Below are 18,042 nucleotides of genomic sequence, written 5' to 3'. Positions count from 1 at the left end.
AAGCGGTCCGGGGACCGGTCAGCCCATCAGTCGCTCGACCCATGGCAGGATCCACGGCAGCGAAGCGGCGGTCAGCAGTCCGTTGAGCCCCATGCCGAGCGCGGCGAAGGCGCCTGCCTGTTCGCTGACCTGGAACGCGCGCGCGGTGCCGATGCCATGCGACGCGATGCCGATCGCGAAGCCGCGCACCGCATCGTCGTCGATGCGCAGCATCCGGTAGACATAGCGCGCGCAGATCGCGCCGAGGATGCCGGTACAGATGACGAGTACCGCGGTGAGCGACGGCAGGCCGCCGAGACGCTCCGCGACTCCCATTGCGATCGGCGTCGTGACGCTCTTCGGCGCAAGCGACATCATCGACTCGCGGCTCGCGCCGAGCAGCGCCGCGATGCCGACCGCCGACAGCGCCGCGGTCAGCGACCCCGCGGCGAGTGTCGCGAGCAGCGGCACCAGCATGCTGCGCAGGCGCCCCCATTGTGCATGGAGCGGGATCGCGAGCGCGACGGTGGCCGGGCCGAGCAGAAAATGCACGAACTGCGCGCCGTCGAAATAGGTTTCGTACGGCGTTTCCGTCGCGCTCAGCACCAGCACCAGCATGATCACCGCGAGCATCACCGGGTTCAGCAGGGGATGGTGGTTCGCGCGGCGGTACAGCCACGATGCTGCCTGATAGGCGAGCAGCGTCAGCGTCAGGCCGAGCAGCGGCGTCGTCGACAGATACACCCAGATCTCGCCGAGCACCGGCGTCATCGGGATTCTCCGCGGCGGTGCGTCAACTTTTGCAGCAGCAGTGCGGTAACTGCGATCGACAGCAGCGTGCTGAACACCAGCGCGACGCTCAGCGGCAGCCACTCGTCGGCAAGTCGCTGGAAATGCAGCATGACGCCGGTGCCTGCTGGCACGAACAGCAGCGACAGGTGCTGCAGGACGCCGTTCGCAGTGCCGCGCAACTGTTCGCCGGGGCCGCCGCGCACGATCAACGTGACGAACAGCAGGCCCATGCCGACGACCGGACCGGGAATCGGCACATCGAGCCCGCGCACCAGCACTTCGCCGACGAGCTGGAACACGAGGAGTAGCGTCAGGGCGCCGATCATGAAATCTCTGCGGAGCTGGCCGGGCGGGATGATCGCGACATTCTATTAACCCGGCGATTAAATACAACCGTTCGCCCTGAGCTTGTATAAACGTTCGCCCTGAGCTCGTACAACCGTTCGCCCTGAGCTTGTCGAAGGGCGCTGCCAGGGCTTCGACAAGCTCAGCCCGAACGGTGTTTGGCCAGGGCTTCGACAAGCTCAGCCCGAACGGTGTTTGGCCAGGGCTTCGACGAGCCTGTCCTGAGCGAAGTCGAAGGGCTCAGCCCGAACGGTATTTACAGCAGTTGCCGGGTTAATAACGGCACCGTGCGGTGTCCGTTCCCGGGTAGCGGCGAACGGGCGGGTGACCAGCTGTGCCGGCGGCCGCCACGCCCGTGCGACGGAGCGCACCGCTGCAGCGCTGCGATTGCCCGGTATTGCCGATACCTGCCCGAACGCCCTATCGTTGCGGCTCGATGACAACGGCGACGGCACGAGGAGGCGGCAATGACGATGGTCGAAACGGCGCGCGGCACGGTGCATGAATGGCAACGGGATCACATGGGGCATATCAACATCCGCGCGTACATGGAGTTCCACGATGCGGCGAGCTGGCAGTTCTACGCGATGCTCGGGCTGTCGGCGTCGCTGTTGCGCAGCGGCGCGGTGAATCTGGCGATGGTGCAGCAGAACATCAGCTACCAGAAGGAACTGTATCCGGGCGACACCGTGTTCGTGCGCAGCGGCGTGCTCGAAATGCGCGAAAAAGTGGTGCGCTTCCGCCATGAAATCGTCAATACCGAAAGCGGCGAAGTCTGCTCGACGTCGGACTGCACCGTCGTGTGCCTGAATCCGGTGACGCGCCGCTCGCAGCCGTTCCCGCCGGAGGTCGCGCTGCATGCCGAGGAGTTCAGGTTGCCGATGGTGCAGTAGCGCGTGCTACAGCGGGGTGCTCTCACTTCGGATGATCGGAGTCTGGCGCAGCCGCGACTTCCGCGGCAGGCGACGGGAGCCCGGCGAGCAGTGCGTCGACGAGCGCGCGCATCCGCCGCCAGTGCGATCCTTCCCAGAAGACGCGGCGACACACGTCGCAAGTGCTGAAACGCGTGTGGCTCGCGCGCACGCCCGGCGGCAGGCGGTCTTCGACCTGTGTCTTGTCGATCGGGCGCAGCGGAGCGTTGCAGTCGAGGCATAGCGTGAACGGTTTCGCGCTGCCGGCGAGGTCGAGCCGGTCGAAGATCTCGCGCACCTGCCGGGCAGGCTTGAGCGTCCGCACGTAGCAGCCGTGCGTCAGCGTCCGGCGCTTGAGCAGTTCGCGGTCGCGCGTCAGCACGATGCGCCCGTCGCGCGCGGCGAGGACTTCGATCTCGCCGTCGTCGAAATGGTTGTCGTAGAGCGTGTCGAAGCCCGTCATCCGCAGCAGGTGAGCGAGTCCGCCGAGATGCGCGTCGGCGACGAAGCGCATCACGCGCAGCGGGTGGGGGCGCACGCGCAGCAGCGGCGTGATGTCGAGCGATTCGAACTTCGGATACACCGCGACGCGGTCGCCGTCGCGCAGCAGGCGGCCGAAATCGACCGATTCGCCGTTGACGAGCACCAGTTCGACTTCGGTGTGCGGCACGCCGAGCGCCTCGACCATGTGCTTGACCGTTGCCGCGCGTGCGCACCGCGCGTCGAACTCACGCCGGCGCCGCGCCGGCGCGAGGAAATCGTTGAGTTCCTCGTAGAACCGGAAAGTCGCGGTGACCATTGCTTTCCGGCCTCGTCGCCCCCGGGACCGGTCACGTCCGGCGGTCGTGCGGAGCAGGCTCGAAGCCGAAATGCGCCGGGATATCGGCGCGGCGGATCGGCTGCAGGGCGAGCCCGCGCCAGGTGACGCCTGCGCCGCCGCCGAGGACGCCGAGCAACGCCTCGTCGCTCGCGGGCGCACCGTCCGGGCCGCGGCATTCGGCGACGAAGGCCGCGAGGTCGCGGTCGTCGAGCAAGCCCGGGCCGCGCGCGGTCGCGAGCAGCACGTTGCCGTCCTCGTCGAGATGGGCGCTGCGCACGTCGCCGGCGTCGGCCCCGGTGTGGGCGACGGCGCGCCCGTCCGGCTCGAGCCTGAGCACCAGCGGCGCGTACTCGAGCGCGACATACACGCGCTGCGGGCCGTTGCGCACGAACCAGTGGCCGCTCGGATCGGACGCGTAATGCGTGTTGAGGAAGGCGATCAGGCCGGCGTGCGTGACCGGCTCGTCCTTCAGGCGCCACCCGCCGCGGCGGTCGAGCGCGAGCCAGCCGTATACTGCGTGACCGGTCGGCCAGTCGGGGAGGGGGGCGGAAACGGGCATCGAAACGGGCATCGAAACGGGCATCGTCATCGGAATATGGGCAGTACGTATACTCCACTATGGCTCATCCGCGCGCGATCCGTTCCCGCGAGGGCGGCGCGCCGCAGATCGGCGCGCCGCGCCGGGGCCGCCGTGAAAGCGGCCCGGCGCGGCGGCTCAGCCGCGCGCCTTCGCGACCTGGCGCCAGCGGTGCAGCAGCGGCTCGGTGTAGCCGCTCGGCTGCGCGCAGCCCTTGAAGATCAGATCCTTCGCCGCCTGGAACGCGATCGAGTCGAAGTTCGGCGCCATCGGACGGTACAGCGGATCGCCGGCGTTCTGCTGATCAACGACCGCGGCCATACGCTTCAGGGTCTCCATGACCTGCGCCTCGTTCGTCACGCCGTGGCGCAGCCAGTTCGCGATGTGCTGGCTCGAGATGCGCAGCGTCGCGCGGTCTTCCATCAGGCCGATGTTGTTGATGTCCGGCACTTTGGAGCAGCCGACGCCCTGGTCGATCCAGCGCACGACGTAGCCGAGGATGCCCTGCGCGTTGTTGTCGAGTTCCTGCTGGATCTCGGTGGCACTCCAGTTCGCGCTCGCCGCGACCGGCACGGTCAGGAGCTTATTCATCAGCGTGTCGCGTTCGGTGGCGAGGCTGATCTTCTCCATCTCCTGCTGCACCGCCTGGACGTCGACCTGGTGGTAGTGCAGCGCATGCAGCGTGGCACCCGTGGGCGACGGCACCCACGCGGTCGTCGCACCCGCTTTCGGATGGCCGATCTTCTGCTTGAGCATCTCCGCCATCAGGTCCGGCATCGCCCACATGCCCTTGCCGATCTGCGCCTTGCCGCGCAGGCTGCAGTCGAGGCCGACCAGCACGTTCTGGCGCTCGTAAGCCTGGATCCACGCCGAGCTCTTCATGTCGCCCTTGCGGATCATCGGGCCCGCTTCCATCGCGGTGTGCATCTCGTCGCCCGTGCGGTCGAGGAAACCGGTATTGATGAACGCGACGCGCGATTCGGCGGCCTTGATGCACGCGGCGAGGTTCACCGAAGTGCGGCGCTCCTCGTCCATGATGCCGACTTTCATCGTGTTCGCCGGCAGGCCCAGCAGCTGCTCGACGCGGCCGAAGAGTTCGCTGGCGAAGGCGACTTCGGCCGGGCCGTGCATCTTCGGCTTGACGATGTACATGCTGCCGGTGCGCGAGTTGTGCTTGAGCTGCAGGTCGCGCAGCGAGATCAGCGTCGTGACGACGCCGTCCAGGATGCCTTCCGGAATCTCGCTGCCATCGGCGAGCAGGATCGCCGGGTTGGTCATCAGGTGCCCGACGTTGCGGATGAAGAGCAGCGAGCGGCCGTGCAGGCGCAGCTGCGAGCCGTCAGCCGCGGTGTATTCGCGGTCCGCGTTCATCCTGCGCTCGAAGGTCTTGCCGCCCTTGTCGATCGTCTCGACCAGCGTGCCGGTGATCAGGCCCAGCCAGTTGCGGTACGCGACGATCTTGTCCTCGGCGTCGACGGCGGCGACCGAGTCCTCGCAGTCCATGATCGTCGTGATCGCCGCTTCGACGAGCACGTCCTTGATGCCGGCCGTGTCGGTCTTGCCGATCGCGTGGTTGCGGTCGAACTGGATCTCGAGGTGCAGGCCGTGGTTCTTCAGCAGCACCGCTTTCGGCGCGGCCGCGTCACCCTGGTAGCCGGCGAACTTCGATGCGTCGGCGAGACCGGTCTTCGTGCCGTCCTGCAGCGTGACGACGAGCTTGCCGGCTTCGACGGCGTAGCCCGCAGCTTTCGAGTGGTCACCTTGCGCGAGCGGGGCGGCCTGATTCAGTACGTCGCGGGCGAAAGCGATGACGCGCGCGCCGCGCACCGGGTTGTACGACGCCCCGGCTTCGGCGCCACCGTCCGACGGGATCGCGTCGGTGCCGTAAAGGGCGTCGTAGAGGCTGCCCCAGCGCGCGTTCGCCGCGTTCAGCGCATAACGGGCGTTCATGATCGGCACGACGAGCTGCGGGCCGCACTGCTCGCGGATCTCGATATCGACGTTCGCGGTCGTGACCTTGAACGGGGCGGGGACCGGCTGCAGGTAGCCGATCTGCTCGAGGAAGGCGCGGTAGGCCGGCATGTCGGCGATCGGGCCCGGGTGGGCGCGGTGCCACGTGTCGATCTCGGCCTGCAGGCGGTCGCGCTCGGCGAGCAGCGCGCGGTTCTTGACCGCCAGCTCGTTGGCCAGGTCGCTGAAGCCTTTCCAGAACGCTGCCGAGTCGAGGCCGGTGCCGGGCAGGGCTTCGGTTTCGATGAAGCGGTGCAGCGCCGCGTCAACCTGGAGCTGATTACTTTGGATTCGTTCGGTCATGATGTCTCGCCTTTATTGCAGGTACGTCGTGTAAAAATAGTAGATGGTCAGGGAAGTGCCGACCGTGATGATGAAGCGCCGCAACCATGCGGCAGGAACCTTGCGGGCGCCGACGGCACCCCAGTAACCGCCCACCGCGGCGGTCGCCAGCATGACGAGCGTGTGAGGCCAGCTCACTGCGCCGGCGATGACGAAAGTCACCACGGCAACGCTGTAGATCACTGCCGACAGCCAGTTCTTCAGCGCATTGATGTCGTGGATGTCGCGATGGCCCTGGATCGCCAGCGCCGCGATCATCACGATGCCCATGCCGGCGCCGAAGAACCCGCCGTAGATCGACACCCCGAACTGGAACAGCAGGCCGCCCGGCGTCGCGTGCGAGGGGCCCCTCGCGGCCTCCCCGCGCAGCCGTGCGAGCAGCGCGGAAATCCGCCCGCTGCCGGCGAACATCACCGTCGCGATCAGCAGCAGCCACGGGATCAGCATCGAGAACGTGTCGTCGCGCGTCGACAGCAGCAGCAGCCCGCCAGCGATGCCGCCGACAAACGCGACGGCCGTGAGCGCCGGCAGGCCTTTGCCGAAGCGTGCGAGTTCGCTGCGATACGCGTAGGCGCTCGACAGGCTCGCCGGCCACAGCGCGACCGCGTTGCTCGCGTTGGCGATCACCGGCGGCACGCCGATCGCGAGCAACGCCGGGAACGAGAAGAACGTCCCGCCGCCGGCGACCGCGTTCATCGCGCCGGCCATCGCCGCGGCGGTACCGATGACGAGGAGTTCGGTGGGGGTCATCAGTGAAGGCTCATGCGCGGGGGGCGCCGACAAGGCGCGGGCGGACGAAATCGACCACGTCGGTGAGCCGCTGGCCGATCACCGATGGCGTCACGTCGAGGGCTTCGAGAGGCTGCCCCGAGCGGTTGATCCAGAAAGTCGTGTAGCCGAACCAGGTCGCCCCGGCCGCGTCCCAGCCGTTCGACGAGACGAACAGGATGTCGCGTGCCGCGCAGCCGAAAGCGTCGGGCCCGAGCTGGTACGCGGCATCGGCGGTCTTGTACTGGCGCACCGTGTCGACCGACAGCACGTGATCGAACAGCCCGTGCATGCCTGCGCTCTTGATCGCGACGTCGAGCATCCGCGGCGTGCCGTTCGACAGCACCGCGAGCGGCACGCCGAGCTCGCGCAGAGTCTTCAGCGCGCCGAGGTTTTCGGGGAACGGCGACAGGCACGCGTACTGGTTCATCAACTGGCGATGCCGGGCATCGTTCAGGTCGAGGCCGAGCCGGCTCGCCGCAAAACGCAGCGCATCGTCCGTCACTTCGAGGAACGGCTTGTAGCGGTCCGACAGCGTGCGCAGCAACGAGTATTCGATCTGCTTCAGCCGCCACAGCACGGTCAGCGCTTCGCCGTGGCCGGGAAAAAGCTGCTCGGCGAGCGCGCCGACGGAATAGACGTCGAAGAGCGTGCCGTAGGCGTCGAAAGCGATCGCGCGGATCTGGCCTGTGTGTTTCATCGTCATCGGAATTCCGGTGCGTGCGCCTTTGCGACCGGCAACCCTGTCGGACGAAGGCATCTCGATTGTCGGGCGGTGGGTTCTCCACCGCGAGGTTGAGGAGGAGTGTATTGGTATCATGCACGCGATAGAAGACGTGCATCAGTCAATTTATTTGTTACTTTCAGTACAAAATGGACACATTCAAACAGGTCGAGAGTTTTGTCAGCGTCGCGAGCCGCGGCAGCCTCTCGGCTGCGGCGCGAGCCGAGGGCGTCACACCGGCCATCATCGGACGGCGTCTGGACGCGCTGGAAGAGCGCCTCGGAGTCAAGCTGCTGACGCGCACGACGCGCAGCATCGGACTGACTTTCGAAGGTGCGGCATTCCTCGAGGATTGCCAGCGCATCCTGCACGATCTGGCGAATGCCGAAGCGTCGGTCAGCCTCGGCGGCGTCAAGGCCAGCGGACATATCCGGGTGTCGGCGCCGGCCGGCTTCGGCCGCGTCCACGTCGCACCGCTGATGAGCGATTTCCTCGAAATGAACCCGGACGTGTCATGCATGCTGGATCTGAGCGACCGCGTCGTCGATCTCGTCAACGAAGGCATCGACTGCGCGATCCGCATCGGCGAACTTCCCGATTCGAGCCTGGTGTCGATCCGGCTCGCCGAGAACCGGCGCGTCGTCGTCGCGAGCCCCGCCTATCTTGCGCGCTTCGGCGCGCCGGCGGCGCCGCAGGATCTCTCCGGCCACAAGTGCCTGTCGCTCGGCCAGCAGCGGGGGTGGCTGTTCCGCGACGAGGACGGCGAGACGGTCACGCTCAAAGTCGGCGGCCGGTTCGAATGCAACGACGGCGCAGTGCTGCACGAGTGGGCGCTCGCCGGGCACGGGCTCGCGTGGCGCTCGCTGTGGGAGGTCGACGCGGACTTGCGCGCCGGGCGTCTGGTGTCCGTGCTGGACACCTTCGCCGCGCCGACGACGGGCATCTACGCCGTCTTTCCGCAGCGCAAGCATCTCGCGCTGCGCGTGCGGCTGTTCATCGATCATCTGAAAAATCACTATGGCCGCCCGGACTACTGGCGCCAGGACTGACCGGCATCGGCGGTGACGGGAACGCAGTCGGCTCGTCGAAGCGCGTTTTGCCGCGAACGAGGACGACTCCTTTGATGCACACGCGACAGTTGAACCCTGCGCCGACCTGATGTATATTTCGCCGCCTTGCTGCTGTAGCTCAGTCGGTAGAGCAACTGATTCGTAATCAGTAGGTCACCAGTTCGATTCCGGTCAGCAGCACCATAGATTCAAGCACTTACGCCAATCCTTCGGGGTTGGCGTTTTGCTTTCCGGGTTTTTGGTTGCCGTTTGGTTGCCGTTCGGCGCCGACTATCCCCGGTGCGACCATCCCTCCACAAACGAAAAAGCCGGGTCGCCCCGGCTCTCTGTCGTCACCTCGTCCCGTTCAGACCGTCTCGGCGACTGCATCCACGAGTTCGGCCAGTGCCCGTTCCCGGCCGGTCAGGCTCTCGTCCCCCCATCAATCCGACGCACTCCACCATCCAGCGGTCGGCGGCTTCTACGTCGCCGTGCAGCATCGCATGCGCCTTGCGCATCATTGCGCGCTCTAGGACGGTCATCCGCTTGCCGGTAAGGGCTTGGTGTAGGTCGGTAGCGTCCGCCCGCTGTAGGGCCGTTACGAAGCGCGCAGCGGCATGCGAGGTGAGAGTAAGATTGTGGGTATCCATGATCGGCTCCGTGATAGTCGGTTGTGGTGAGGCGGGCGGGGGTGTTGGCGCACCTCCGCAGCGCAGCTTATCCGCGTCGGGTAAGCGAGCGGCATTGTGGGAAACGTGCCGTGTTCAGTCAAGAACTGTGACGAATCAACAGACTAGCTTACTCGTAAGCACGTCGACGCGGCCGGCCACGGCTCGTGATCGATGCGGGGGTACCCCCGGGGGTGGGACACGACCCCTACCCGGGGTGGGCACGTCACTACGTAGTGCTCTCACAGCAAGACCCCCTGAAAACCTTCGGGTGTAACAGATTTAACAGCGTGCAAATCGCATACACCATTATCATTCTACGTATGCTGATGGGAGGTTGCGTGTTACGGCTCGCGTTTGTGCCGCTTCTACTTGTCTCGTTTTTGTCGGGTGCCTGCGCCGCTTGGACAGAAGAAAAAGAACGCTTGTACCAGGCGCTTAAATGGCGTTCGGAGAACCCTTGCTACTACCCCAAGGAATACTATGAATGCATAATCGACCACCACCCCGGTACGATGAACGACGTAGTGGCGAGAAAGCAGACGCAGGAGTGCGCGTCTCTGCACTCCTGCGTCAGGGCAAAGAAAGGTTCGGGGCCCGACACAAGGCGCTGGCAGCTCTTCAATTCGCTGACTCCGGACGACTGCCTTAAGAAGTACGCGAAGGGGACAGCAAGCGCTTACGCGGTGTCACAAATTCGAACCGCATGCCGGGCCCTGTACTAACCAAGTGCTCCCGAAAATACGGTGAGAAGACGAACAGCCCCGCGGCGGTCAGCTATATTCGTTCATCGTGCGAAAACTCTACGGAAGCTAAGGGGCTATACCGTGTCTCCTGCTTTCTGTTACTAAGCCTCTTCAACCCCGCACGAGTGCATCACGAGTCCCATAGCCTCGGCTTCCGGCAGGACGGAGTAGGCCACGCGGAGCGCACCGCCGAGTTCCGGCACGTTCAGCAGTTCGTGCACGGTGTTGTGCTCGATGGCCGCGCGAATCTTGTCGGCGTGCTGCTCGAAGGTTTCGGCCGCGCCCTTGATCCACGCGGCGCGGATCGCGTTCGCCTGTTCTTCCGGCAAGGCGTCGAGCACTTTGTGAATCACGGCGTTCCAATCATCGAGAGCGCGGTAGTCGAAATGGAAGGCGCGGGCACCGGCGGCATTAACCGGCGGTCCGTAATGGCGCATCAAGCCCGGAACGCAGGCCGGGACGGCACGGTTTGCCGCGTTGGCAGCGTCCAGAAGAAACATCGGCACGTAACCCGGGGGCATCTCGCAGCCGTCCGGGTGCCGCGCTTCGACCTTCACGCCCTCCTGCGTCGCCAGCGACGCCCAAAAACAGAGCATCACGGGATACATCGGGTCCGCGGGGTGGAGGGTATAGGCGCGCGTCGATTCCTCGCCGTGCGCGAGGTTCAGCGTGATCGTGTAGGCGTTCGGGGTGGTGGCGTTCATGGTATCAGCTTCCATAGTGGGTCAGTCGGTTACGTGCAGGGCGAATAGCGCGAGCACGTCTAGCGGGGGGCGCCCTCTCGGGGGGCGGGGTACGCGGTGCCCTGGCGGTGCATAGAGCACGTGCAGTGCGCGGCGGTTGTTGATGCGGCTCCATCGGCGGGCGCGGTGCCAGCCGAGCAGGTCGAGCACGTGGGGTAGGGCATGACGAGGTACGCCCGCGGCGCGGGTGAGTTCGTGGGCGCGATAGGTCGCGCGGCGCTCGGTGTCCGGTACGGACGCCCACCACGTTGTAACGCGGGCGAGGTCGTGCGCGAGGCGATACGGGTTCATCGGGTGCGGTCCTTATGAAAAGTGCCGGGGGTGCCGGGTGTATGCCGGGTGTTGAAAATCCCAACACCCGGCACCCAAATCCCAGTAACGGCGCGGGTTTCAGCACGTTTGCCGGGGGTGCCGGGTGTTGAGGGCCGAAGTTCTATTACTACTCTTCTCTCTTCCTCCCTCTCTCTTCCTTTTCCTTTTTCTGAAGAAAGATAAGAGCAACACCCGGCACACCCGGCACCGTGCCTCAATCCCAGTAACGGCGCGGGTTTCAGCCTGCCGGGTGTTGCGTTTCCGACACCCGGCACACCCGGCAAAATCGAGCAATCCAGACGGCGCACGTGCTTACTCGCCGTCCGTGGGCGGCAGGAGGAACACCCACGCGGAATTTTTCGCGCCGCTGATCGACTGCAAGGCTGCCTCGATCCCGGCCCGTCCGAGCACCCCTTGTACACGTTGCAGCGCCCCCGTCGTCGCGCGTGCCGTGCTCGGCAGCGTCGATCCTGCCCCCCGGCTCGTCCAGTCGTCGCAGTGCCTAGTGATCCCTGCGCAGATGGTTTGGGCGGTCGCCGTGACGAGCACGCGGTCTTTCATCCGCACGGCGCACCATCCGGGCACCTTCTGCCACTGCCGATAGCTCGGCAGCTTCTCGGCGGGTTTCGCTTCGGCCGCCCACGTGTTCAACGTCTTGACCAACGCACGCGCGAAGGTGTCGCCTTCGATGTAGTCGGCGGCCGCGCGTTGCCGCTTGCCGGCCATCATCTCGACGAAGTAACCGGGCGGGTGTCCGAGCGCCTGCGCGATGGCCTCGCCGGTCTGGTTCCACGCGACCATGCGATGCTTCCATGCGCGCTGCGCGGCGACCGTGGCGCGGTCACGCATTGCGACGTGCAGGAAGAACAGCAGCCCGCCGAGCACTTCGGGCAACTTGGCCGCGTACTCGGCGCGCACTTCGGCCTCGGGGCGATATGCCCGGGGTTTCTTGATCGGCACAATCAATGCGCGGTCGAGCGTATCGGACTGGCGAAGCGAGGGCACAAGAGCGGTGCGGATTTGCGCAGCGTGAATTTGCAGCGTCAGGCTGTCGGCGTTCGTGTAATACGCGCGCTGCGTGACCGCGCCCCCCATCGCAACGCGGCACAGGAGGTCTTCCACACCCGCCCCCGTGCGGGATACGTTGTCGAAGAGGACGACGTGACTTCCTTGCACCGCGGCCACAATGTCGCGCTCGTCTTGCCCGGCGCTCGGCGCCTGTCCGTCGAAGGGATCAATCGCCGTCTTGACCGCGAGTGCTACGGCCGTCTTGCCTGAACCTTCCGGGCCGACAAACTCAAGAATGGGGTGCGGGCTATCGGCGCGGAGGTATTCCACCGCGGCCGCGACCACGGGCAACTTGTCCGCCTCGGGCACGTTCTCCACCATCGGTGCTACGAACTCCCACGCCTGCGCCGCGCTGGTAGGGATCGTCGGCATGGGCAGCGCGCCATATCCCCGTCCGCGTCGGAACGGGATCGTGTTGCTGGTCTCCACGGTCACGCCGGCCGCATTCACGCGAACCACGTGCCCGTCAGCGTCGCCAAGGTCGAGCAGGTAATCGCCGCCGTCCATGCCGATGCGTTGATACACCGTCCGTCGCGACAGCGCGCGCGCCGATGTGCGAAGGATGCTTCGCACCGTCTCAATCGCGTCCTTTCCCATCATGGGTTTGGAATTACGCCGTGCGGTTTCCCGGATTGCGTCTGCAACTTGCTCGGACTCCAACGGCACCGCTTCCGGCCGCCTGCCGCCGCGCAACATTACGTAGAACCGGCCGTTCTGGTCCTCGAACGGGTCAAATTCCCCCGCGAGCGCCTGCGTCGCCTGTGCGGCCCGCGCGGCTGCATCTGCCGGTTGCACCTGTTGCGCGATCTGGTCGAGCTGCCCCCGCGCGGTGCTCGCTGCCTTCGTGCCTTCCTGCGGTTCGGCGACGGTCGGCAATTTAATGATAGGTGCGAGTGCCCCCGCGTTCGGGCGGGATGCGCCGCCCGCCTTCGCCGCCTCGCGCTGCGCCCGCAGTTCGGCGGCGCGTTCTCTGATCGCATTCGAGTTCATGCCGTCACCCTCCGCAGTTCGTCGAACGCGCGCGGGTGGTAGGTCGCAAGGTAGCGCGCCGCCGACAGCCCGGAGGCCGACAGTTCGCCCCCCTGCGCCGTCTCGCTGCGAACGAGGTCGAGCGCGCGGTTCTTAGCCTGCCCGAACAGCTTGCCCACGAGGGCGTCAGGGGGGGCCGCCGAAGGCGTCCAACGTGCCCACATGGTTTCGGGGTCGTAGCGGCTGTCGTTGTTGCCCTCCTGCGCCTCCGGACTCGCCGAATCGGTGAAGTTCCACCACAGCGCGGCGCCATCCTCGTCCGAGAGGTGCCCGAGCATCACCGCGCCCTTGAGCGCGCCTTGCCCCGTAATCCAGTCCGAATAGGTTTCGGCGCCCGTCTGTGCTAGCGCATCGGCATAGCGTGCAATCTGGTCGCCTACCGGCACGGCAGGCGCATTGAACTTCCGCCGTACGGGCTTCGGGGGCACGAGGGCGAGCAGCGCATCGGCGCAGAGCAGCGCGCCGCGCTTGGCGATGCGGAACGCCTGTCCCTCCCGGTCAGGGTGCGCCATCCATACGCCCGCCTGTTGCGACAGCTTCGCCGTTGCCGGGTCTGCGAGTCCGTCGAAGTACATGGCGTTCAGCACGTGCCACACGTCCGCCCATTGCGCCGGGTTAAGCGGGCGATCCAGGAACAGCAGGACGCGCACGCGTACCTCGTCGGGGGCTTTTCCATGCGAGTGCGTCGAGTACGCGGCGAACAGAATGCCGGCCGCTTTCAACCGTGCCCGGACGCGTTCCCATTGCGCCAGCGTGAGCCCGTCACAGTCGATAGCAAATGCGCCCGATTCGGTCACGTGCGAGGCGCTGCGCTGCTTGCCGGACTGCCCCGGGAACCGTTCGGCCGTCTTACCGACGAAAGGGGCAGCCTTGAGCGGGCACAGCACGAAATACGGGCCGTTCGCCTTGTCCTCGATGATGCGCGGGCCGTCCTCGGGAGCGACCATCTCGATAGCCCTCCACGCTGTAAGCCCCCCGTGCTCGGTGCTCGGGATAGTGGCAAAGGCTCCCGGGAGGAATGTAACCGCGTAAAGCGACGCGCTCGGCGCAACGGTGCTGCGAAGATCAAGCGCCATCGTTGCCCCCTTCCTCGGTCGGCGTGACGTCGATCACCTTCGGCCGATCTTTGCCGCGCAAGTCGATCACGAGCTGATGCTGGCCTGCCTTCGCGGGCGGGGGTCCGCATCGCCGGGATGGAGGATATGGACCATCACTTTCGGTGCGTCCTCCTCGGCTTGAAGGCGCAGGCGGGCGGCGCGCTCTTCGACCAAACCCGTGACCTTGAAAGTCGTATCAATCAGCTTCGGAATGGCGGATGCGGACACTTCGCCGGCTTCGAGCTTCTCGTCGGCGCGGTCCAAGAGCTTTTCGAGCAGCGGAAGCGCGCGTGCCTTGATGAGTTCGCCGTTATCACGAAGGCGGTCGGTCTCGGCAGCGATAGCGCGTGCGCCTTCCTCAGACGACGCCAATGCGATGAGTTGATCGGCAGATACACCGGAACGTGCCGCCGCTGTGTCGAGGTCTTTCAGGTCCGCCATGACCAGCGCGGCTTCCCGGAGGACGCGCGCCCGACGCTCGGGGTCGTCGCTTTCGGAGCGGTGGAAGAGGTTGGACATGGTCAGCCCTCCGCGCCCGATGTGGCGCGCCACTCACCGCGAATCCACGCCTGCAACTCCGAGAGTCGCCACCCGACCGAGCGGGCACCAAGTTGCACGCGTTTAGGTACGACCCCCTGCTTTTCCCATTCCCACCACGCCGTGCGGCAGACCTTTGTAATAGCCCGCCGCTCTCGCTCCCGGATGATGACGTCCGGTGCCACCCCCATTTGCGTGAGAAGCGCCCACGCCTGCCCGTGCTGATTGTTCATTGCTACCTCCGGTTCGTTAACAGTCACAACCGGAAGCTACAACAGCCCAGAAATTCTTTCAGCAGATAACAGACTAATAATCAATGACTTAGATTCTATTCCTTCGGTTACTGTGATTTACCAGCGTGTATTGTTCTTCACCAAGGGATCACTCTGGAGTTGTGTTTTTTACATTTAGTAACAATTTAGGCGACCGCCTTCCGCCGGCGCAACTGCCGCACGTTGCCTTTCGGCGCTAGCCCCTTTTCAATGGCGGTAAGCCGGTCCTCCCATGCCACCAGTGCGGCGCGCTTCTCGTCGGTGTAGGCGTGCCGGTCATAGTGTGCGGCCTGCACTCCGCTGATGCCATGCGAAAGCAGTTGCGCGCGGGTGTCGCGTGATATGCCCATGCCGGCGAGCATCGTTTCGCAGGTGCGGCGGATGTCGCGCAGGTCGAAGGGTTCGCCCTTCATGGCGGTGCTGATTCCGGCGGCGCGCTTGCCGGGGGTCGTGAAGGTCATCGCCACCTTGCCGTGCGTCGAGAACAGCCACATACCGCCCACGTCGCCGGGTTCCTCGCCGGCAGCCTTGGCTCGCTTCTGTTCGCGCTCTTTGGCCCGGACCACCAGACCAGCAGCGAGTGCAGCGGCTTTCGGTGCCAGCGGCAGCAGATGCTCGCGTGCGCTCTGTCGCTTGCCTTTGCCGTCCCACAGACGAAGCGTTGCGGTGTCGGCGTCGTAGTCGCTCACCTTGGCGCGCAGCAGTTGCGCCATGCGTTGCCCCCCTGCCAGAAGCGCCAGCCGTAGGGCTTGGTCGGGCAGTTCATCGCCAAGGGCTTTGATGTAGGCGCGCAGTTCGTCGGCGGATAGGGTGCGGTCGCCACGCTGCACGGCAATTGCCGGGATGTTGTCGACGGGATTGTGCTCGACGTTGAAGGCGATGAGATCGGCAGGCGTCGCGGAATCGAAGGGCGCACGCTTGGCGGCATTGAAGGCGGCAGATAGGTAGCTGCGCAGGATGCCGGCGGCGCGCTCCTTCCCGGCCTCGCGGACCTTGCGCACCAGCGCGGCGACTTGATGCGCGGTCACTTCGCGGGCAGGGGCGGCGGCAATCGCTTGATGCGTGAAAACATGGCACTTGAAAGCGGAACGGGTCGCGGCGGCGCTCTTGCCCTTGCCGATGCGATCCAGATGGCCCGTGTAGGCATCGCACAGCGCGCGAAGGGTATAACGCTGTCGGTGCTCGGCTTCCCGCTTGGCGGCTTCTCGGGCCTCTTTCTCCGCGCGCTCGGCGGCTTCCCGCTTTTCCTGCTCCTCCGTGCGGTGTCGCCGGACATCACGACTGCCGGCGATATACTCCTCGGACACCTTGCGCGCCTTGCTTCTCAGCGCAGTAAGGGCGTTGTCGCCTCCGCCGTTGACATACTCGCCAACCTTAATCGTGTCGCGCTTTCCACTAGTGTCCTGAGTTAAAAATTTGTTGAACAACTAGCTCATCCGCTGGTCTCTCATGCCGTACGATTGGCGACAGGAGGCAGCGATGGGCAGACCGAAGGTGGAGATCGTGCTGAACGAGAGCGAGCGCGAGCAGCTTGAAGCCTGGACGCGTCGGCGTAAGACCGCGCAGGCGCTCGCATTGCGCTCGCGGATCGTTCTCGAGTGTGCGACGGGTGTCGACAGCAAGGTTGTCGCGCAACGCTTGTCGGTGTCGCAGCAGATGGTATCGAAATGGCGCAACCGCTTTGACGCGAATCGGCTCGATGGCCTGCTCGATGCCCCGCGCTCGGGGGCGCCGCGTACGATCGACGATACCCGTGTCGATGCGGTGATTGCCAAGACGCTCGAAACGGTGCCGAAGAATGCCACCCATTGGAGTACGCGCAGCATGGCGCGCGAGATGGGGATGTCGCAGACGGCGGTCAGCCGCATCTGGCGCGCCTTCGGCCTGCAACCGCACCGGCAGGAAACATTCAAGCTCTCGACCGATCCGCTGTTCGTCGACAAGGTCCGCGACATCGTCGGGTTGTATCTGGATCCCCCGGTCAAGGCGATGGTGTTGTGCGTCGATGAGAAGAGCCAGATCCAGGCGCTCGACCGCACCCAGCCGATCCTGCCGCTGGCGCCGGGACTTCCCGAACGGCGAACGCATGACTATATGCGCCACGGCACAACGACTTTGTTTGCGGCGCTCGATGTCGCCACCGGAGAAGTCATCGGGGAACTGCACCGACGCCACCGCAGCCGCGAGTTTCTGGCCTTTCTGCGCACCATCGAAGCCAACGTCCCAGCCGGTCTGGACATCCATCTGGTGATGGACAACTACGGCACGCACAAGACGCCAAAGGTCAGGAGTTGGTTTGCCCGTCATCCGCGTTTCCACGTCCATTTCACCCCGACCTCGGCCTCCTGGATCAACCAGGTCGAACGCTGGTTTGCCGAGCTCACCGAAAAACAGATTCGTCGCGGCACCCACCGTTCCACCCGCCAACTCGAGCAGGCCATCCGCGACTACCTTGCTCGCTACAACGATGATCCCAAACCCTTCGCATGGACCAAATCAACTGACGACATCCTCGCCAGCCTTGAACGATTTTGTATGCGAATTTCTAACTCAGCACACTAGGAAGCGTGCAGCGAAAGTAGGCCATCACCGCGCCGCTCGCCGTGCGCCGAAAGAGAAGCACGCCGCCCGCGCGCGTATCCCCTGCGGGGCCGTCGGAAAGCCACTTACCCGGCTTCAGTGCCTCAAGCGTCTTGACTGGAACTTTCCCCACCGTGCGCTTCTTTTCGGTCTTCCCCGTGCTCATCGCTGCCCCCGTCGGTTACCGTTTTCGTGTTTGGTTGCCGTTCGGTTGCCGTTTCGCGGCGGATATTCCCGAAAAATCGTGAACGGCAACGAACAAATGATAACAGTAAATGTATGTTATATAGACTGTTTTCTGGTCGCATGCTTGTTCGGTGAGGTTCGGGAGTGTTCAGGGATAGCGCAAGAAATCTGATTCGTAATCAGTAGGTCACCAGTTCGATTCCGGTCAGCAGCACCATAGATTCAAGCAAAAGGCCAACTCCTGAAGGGTTGGCCTTTTGCTTGTCGGCGGGTGGCCGTTGCGCGGCTCTGCTCGCGCCGCCGGTGGATGCGACGATTTTGTATCAAAACGTCGCGGAGAATCGCATGCCGGGAAGGATGCTCGGGACCGCAATCGGGTCCGTTTCACCGCTCCCGAAATCGAACAACCCTCAGGTGAAAAGCCGTTTTCATCGCTGGAGGGCGCGCTGAAACCATGGTGATCGCAACGTCGAATTCCGCCTGCCGC

16 protein-coding genes and 1 tRNA gene are annotated in these 18,042 nt (G+C 65.0%); 4 read left to right on the top strand and 13 right to left on the bottom strand.

Translation table 11 applies throughout. The features are described from left to right. Positions 1–18: 18 nt before the first annotated feature. Positions 19–750: an LrgB family protein gene (locus PA01_03195; GenBank protein ID KON80765.1), complete on the bottom strand. Its 732-nt coding sequence runs from the start codon at positions 748–750 to the stop codon at positions 19–21. Next, positions 747–1,097 (bottom strand): CidA/LrgA family protein, encoded by a 351-nt coding sequence (locus PA01_03190; protein KON80764.1) that lies wholly within the window; start codon positions 1,095–1,097, stop codon positions 747–749. The genes PA01_03195 and PA01_03190 overlap by 4 nt, the downstream gene beginning before the upstream one ends. Before the next feature lie 486 nt (positions 1,098–1,583). Here PA01_03190 and PA01_03185 point away from each other — a divergent pair, with 486 nt between their 5' ends. Beyond that, positions 1,584–2,009: an acyl-CoA thioesterase gene (locus PA01_03185; GenBank protein KON80763.1), complete on the top strand. Its 426-nt coding sequence runs from the start codon at positions 1,584–1,586 to the stop codon at positions 2,007–2,009. A gap of 22 nt (positions 2,010–2,031) precedes the next feature. Here the strand turns inward: PA01_03185 and PA01_03180 are convergent, their stop codons facing one another. From PA01_03180 to PA01_03160, 5 genes are all read right to left on the bottom strand, one after another. Next, positions 2,032–2,826, bottom strand: coding sequence for a Mut7-C ubiquitin/RNAse domain-containing protein (locus PA01_03180; GenBank protein KON80762.1), 795 nt, complete (start codon positions 2,824–2,826; stop codon positions 2,032–2,034). A 31-nt stretch (positions 2,827–2,857) separates the two neighbouring features. After that, on the bottom strand, positions 2,858–3,418 hold the full coding sequence (locus PA01_03175; protein ID KON82274.1) for a DUF2946 family protein: 561 nt from the start codon (positions 3,416–3,418) through the stop codon (positions 2,858–2,860). Between the two features lie 144 nt (positions 3,419–3,562). After that, the gene (locus tag PA01_03170) at positions 3,563–5,737 is read right to left on the bottom strand and encodes a malate synthase G (protein KON80761.1); all 2,175 of its coding nucleotides are present in this window, start codon (positions 5,735–5,737) and stop codon (positions 3,563–3,565) included. Positions 5,738–5,749: 12 nt separating this feature from the next. Then, positions 5,750–6,526 carry a sulfite exporter TauE/SafE family protein gene (locus PA01_03165; protein KON80760.1) on the bottom strand — a complete coding sequence of 259 codons (777 nt, stop codon included), beginning with the start codon at positions 6,524–6,526 and terminating at the stop codon, positions 5,750–5,752. A gap of 10 nt (positions 6,527–6,536) precedes the next feature. Next, complete coding sequence (locus tag PA01_03160) at positions 6,537–7,250, bottom strand: haloacid dehalogenase type II (GenBank protein KON82273.2); 714 nt, start codon at positions 7,248–7,250, stop codon at positions 6,537–6,539. A 167-nt stretch (positions 7,251–7,417) separates the two neighbouring features. Between PA01_03160 and PA01_03155 the strand changes: the two genes are divergently transcribed. Both PA01_03155 and PA01_03150 read left to right on the top strand, forming a co-directional pair. After that, on the top strand, positions 7,418–8,317 hold the full coding sequence (locus PA01_03155) for a LysR family transcriptional regulator (GenBank protein ID KON80759.1): 900 nt from the start codon (positions 7,418–7,420) through the stop codon (positions 8,315–8,317). Positions 8,318–8,445: 128 nt separating this feature from the next. Further along, a tRNA-Thr gene (locus PA01_03150) sits at positions 8,446–8,521 on the top strand. A 1,311-nt stretch (positions 8,522–9,832) separates the two neighbouring features. Here PA01_03150 and PA01_03140 read toward each other — a convergent pair. From PA01_03140 to PA01_03115, 6 genes are all read right to left on the bottom strand, one after another. After that, positions 9,833–10,435 (bottom strand): hypothetical protein, encoded by a 603-nt coding sequence (locus PA01_03140; protein KON80758.1) that lies wholly within the window; start codon positions 10,433–10,435, stop codon positions 9,833–9,835. Between the two features lie 663 nt (positions 10,436–11,098). Next, positions 11,099–12,844, bottom strand: a complete 1,746-nt coding sequence (locus tag PA01_03135) for an ATP-binding protein (protein KON80757.1) — start codon at positions 12,842–12,844, stop codon at positions 11,099–11,101. After that, entirely contained in the window at positions 12,841–13,830 is a 990-nt protein-coding gene (locus PA01_03130; protein KON80756.1) for a hypothetical protein, read from the bottom strand. The genes PA01_03135 and PA01_03130 overlap by 4 nt, the downstream gene beginning before the upstream one ends. Before the next feature lie 195 nt (positions 13,831–14,025). Next, on the bottom strand, positions 14,026–14,499 hold the full coding sequence (locus PA01_03125) for a hypothetical protein (protein ID KON80755.1): 474 nt from the start codon (positions 14,497–14,499) through the stop codon (positions 14,026–14,028). Positions 14,500–14,501: 2 nt separating this feature from the next. Next, the gene (locus PA01_03120) at positions 14,502–14,750 is read right to left on the bottom strand and encodes an AlpA family transcriptional regulator (GenBank protein KON80754.1); all 249 of its coding nucleotides are present in this window, start codon (positions 14,748–14,750) and stop codon (positions 14,502–14,504) included. Positions 14,751–14,935: 185 nt separating this feature from the next. Then, entirely contained in the window at positions 14,936–16,216 is a 1,281-nt protein-coding gene (locus tag PA01_03115) for a tyrosine-type recombinase/integrase (protein ID KON82272.2), read from the bottom strand. Between the two features lie 52 nt (positions 16,217–16,268). On the opposite strand from PA01_03115, the gene PA01_03110 reads away from it, so the two are divergent. After that, a complete protein-coding gene (locus PA01_03110) occupies positions 16,269–17,351 on the top strand; it encodes an IS630 family transposase (GenBank protein ID KON80753.1) in 1,083 nt (360 codons plus the stop codon). The last annotated feature ends 691 nt before the right edge of the window (positions 17,352–18,042 follow it).

The organism is Azoarcus sp. PA01 (assembly GCA_001274695.2).
GTDB lineage: Bacteria > Pseudomonadota > Gammaproteobacteria > Burkholderiales > Rhodocyclaceae > Aromatoleum.
This window is presented reverse-complemented; position numbering and strand designations above follow the sequence as displayed.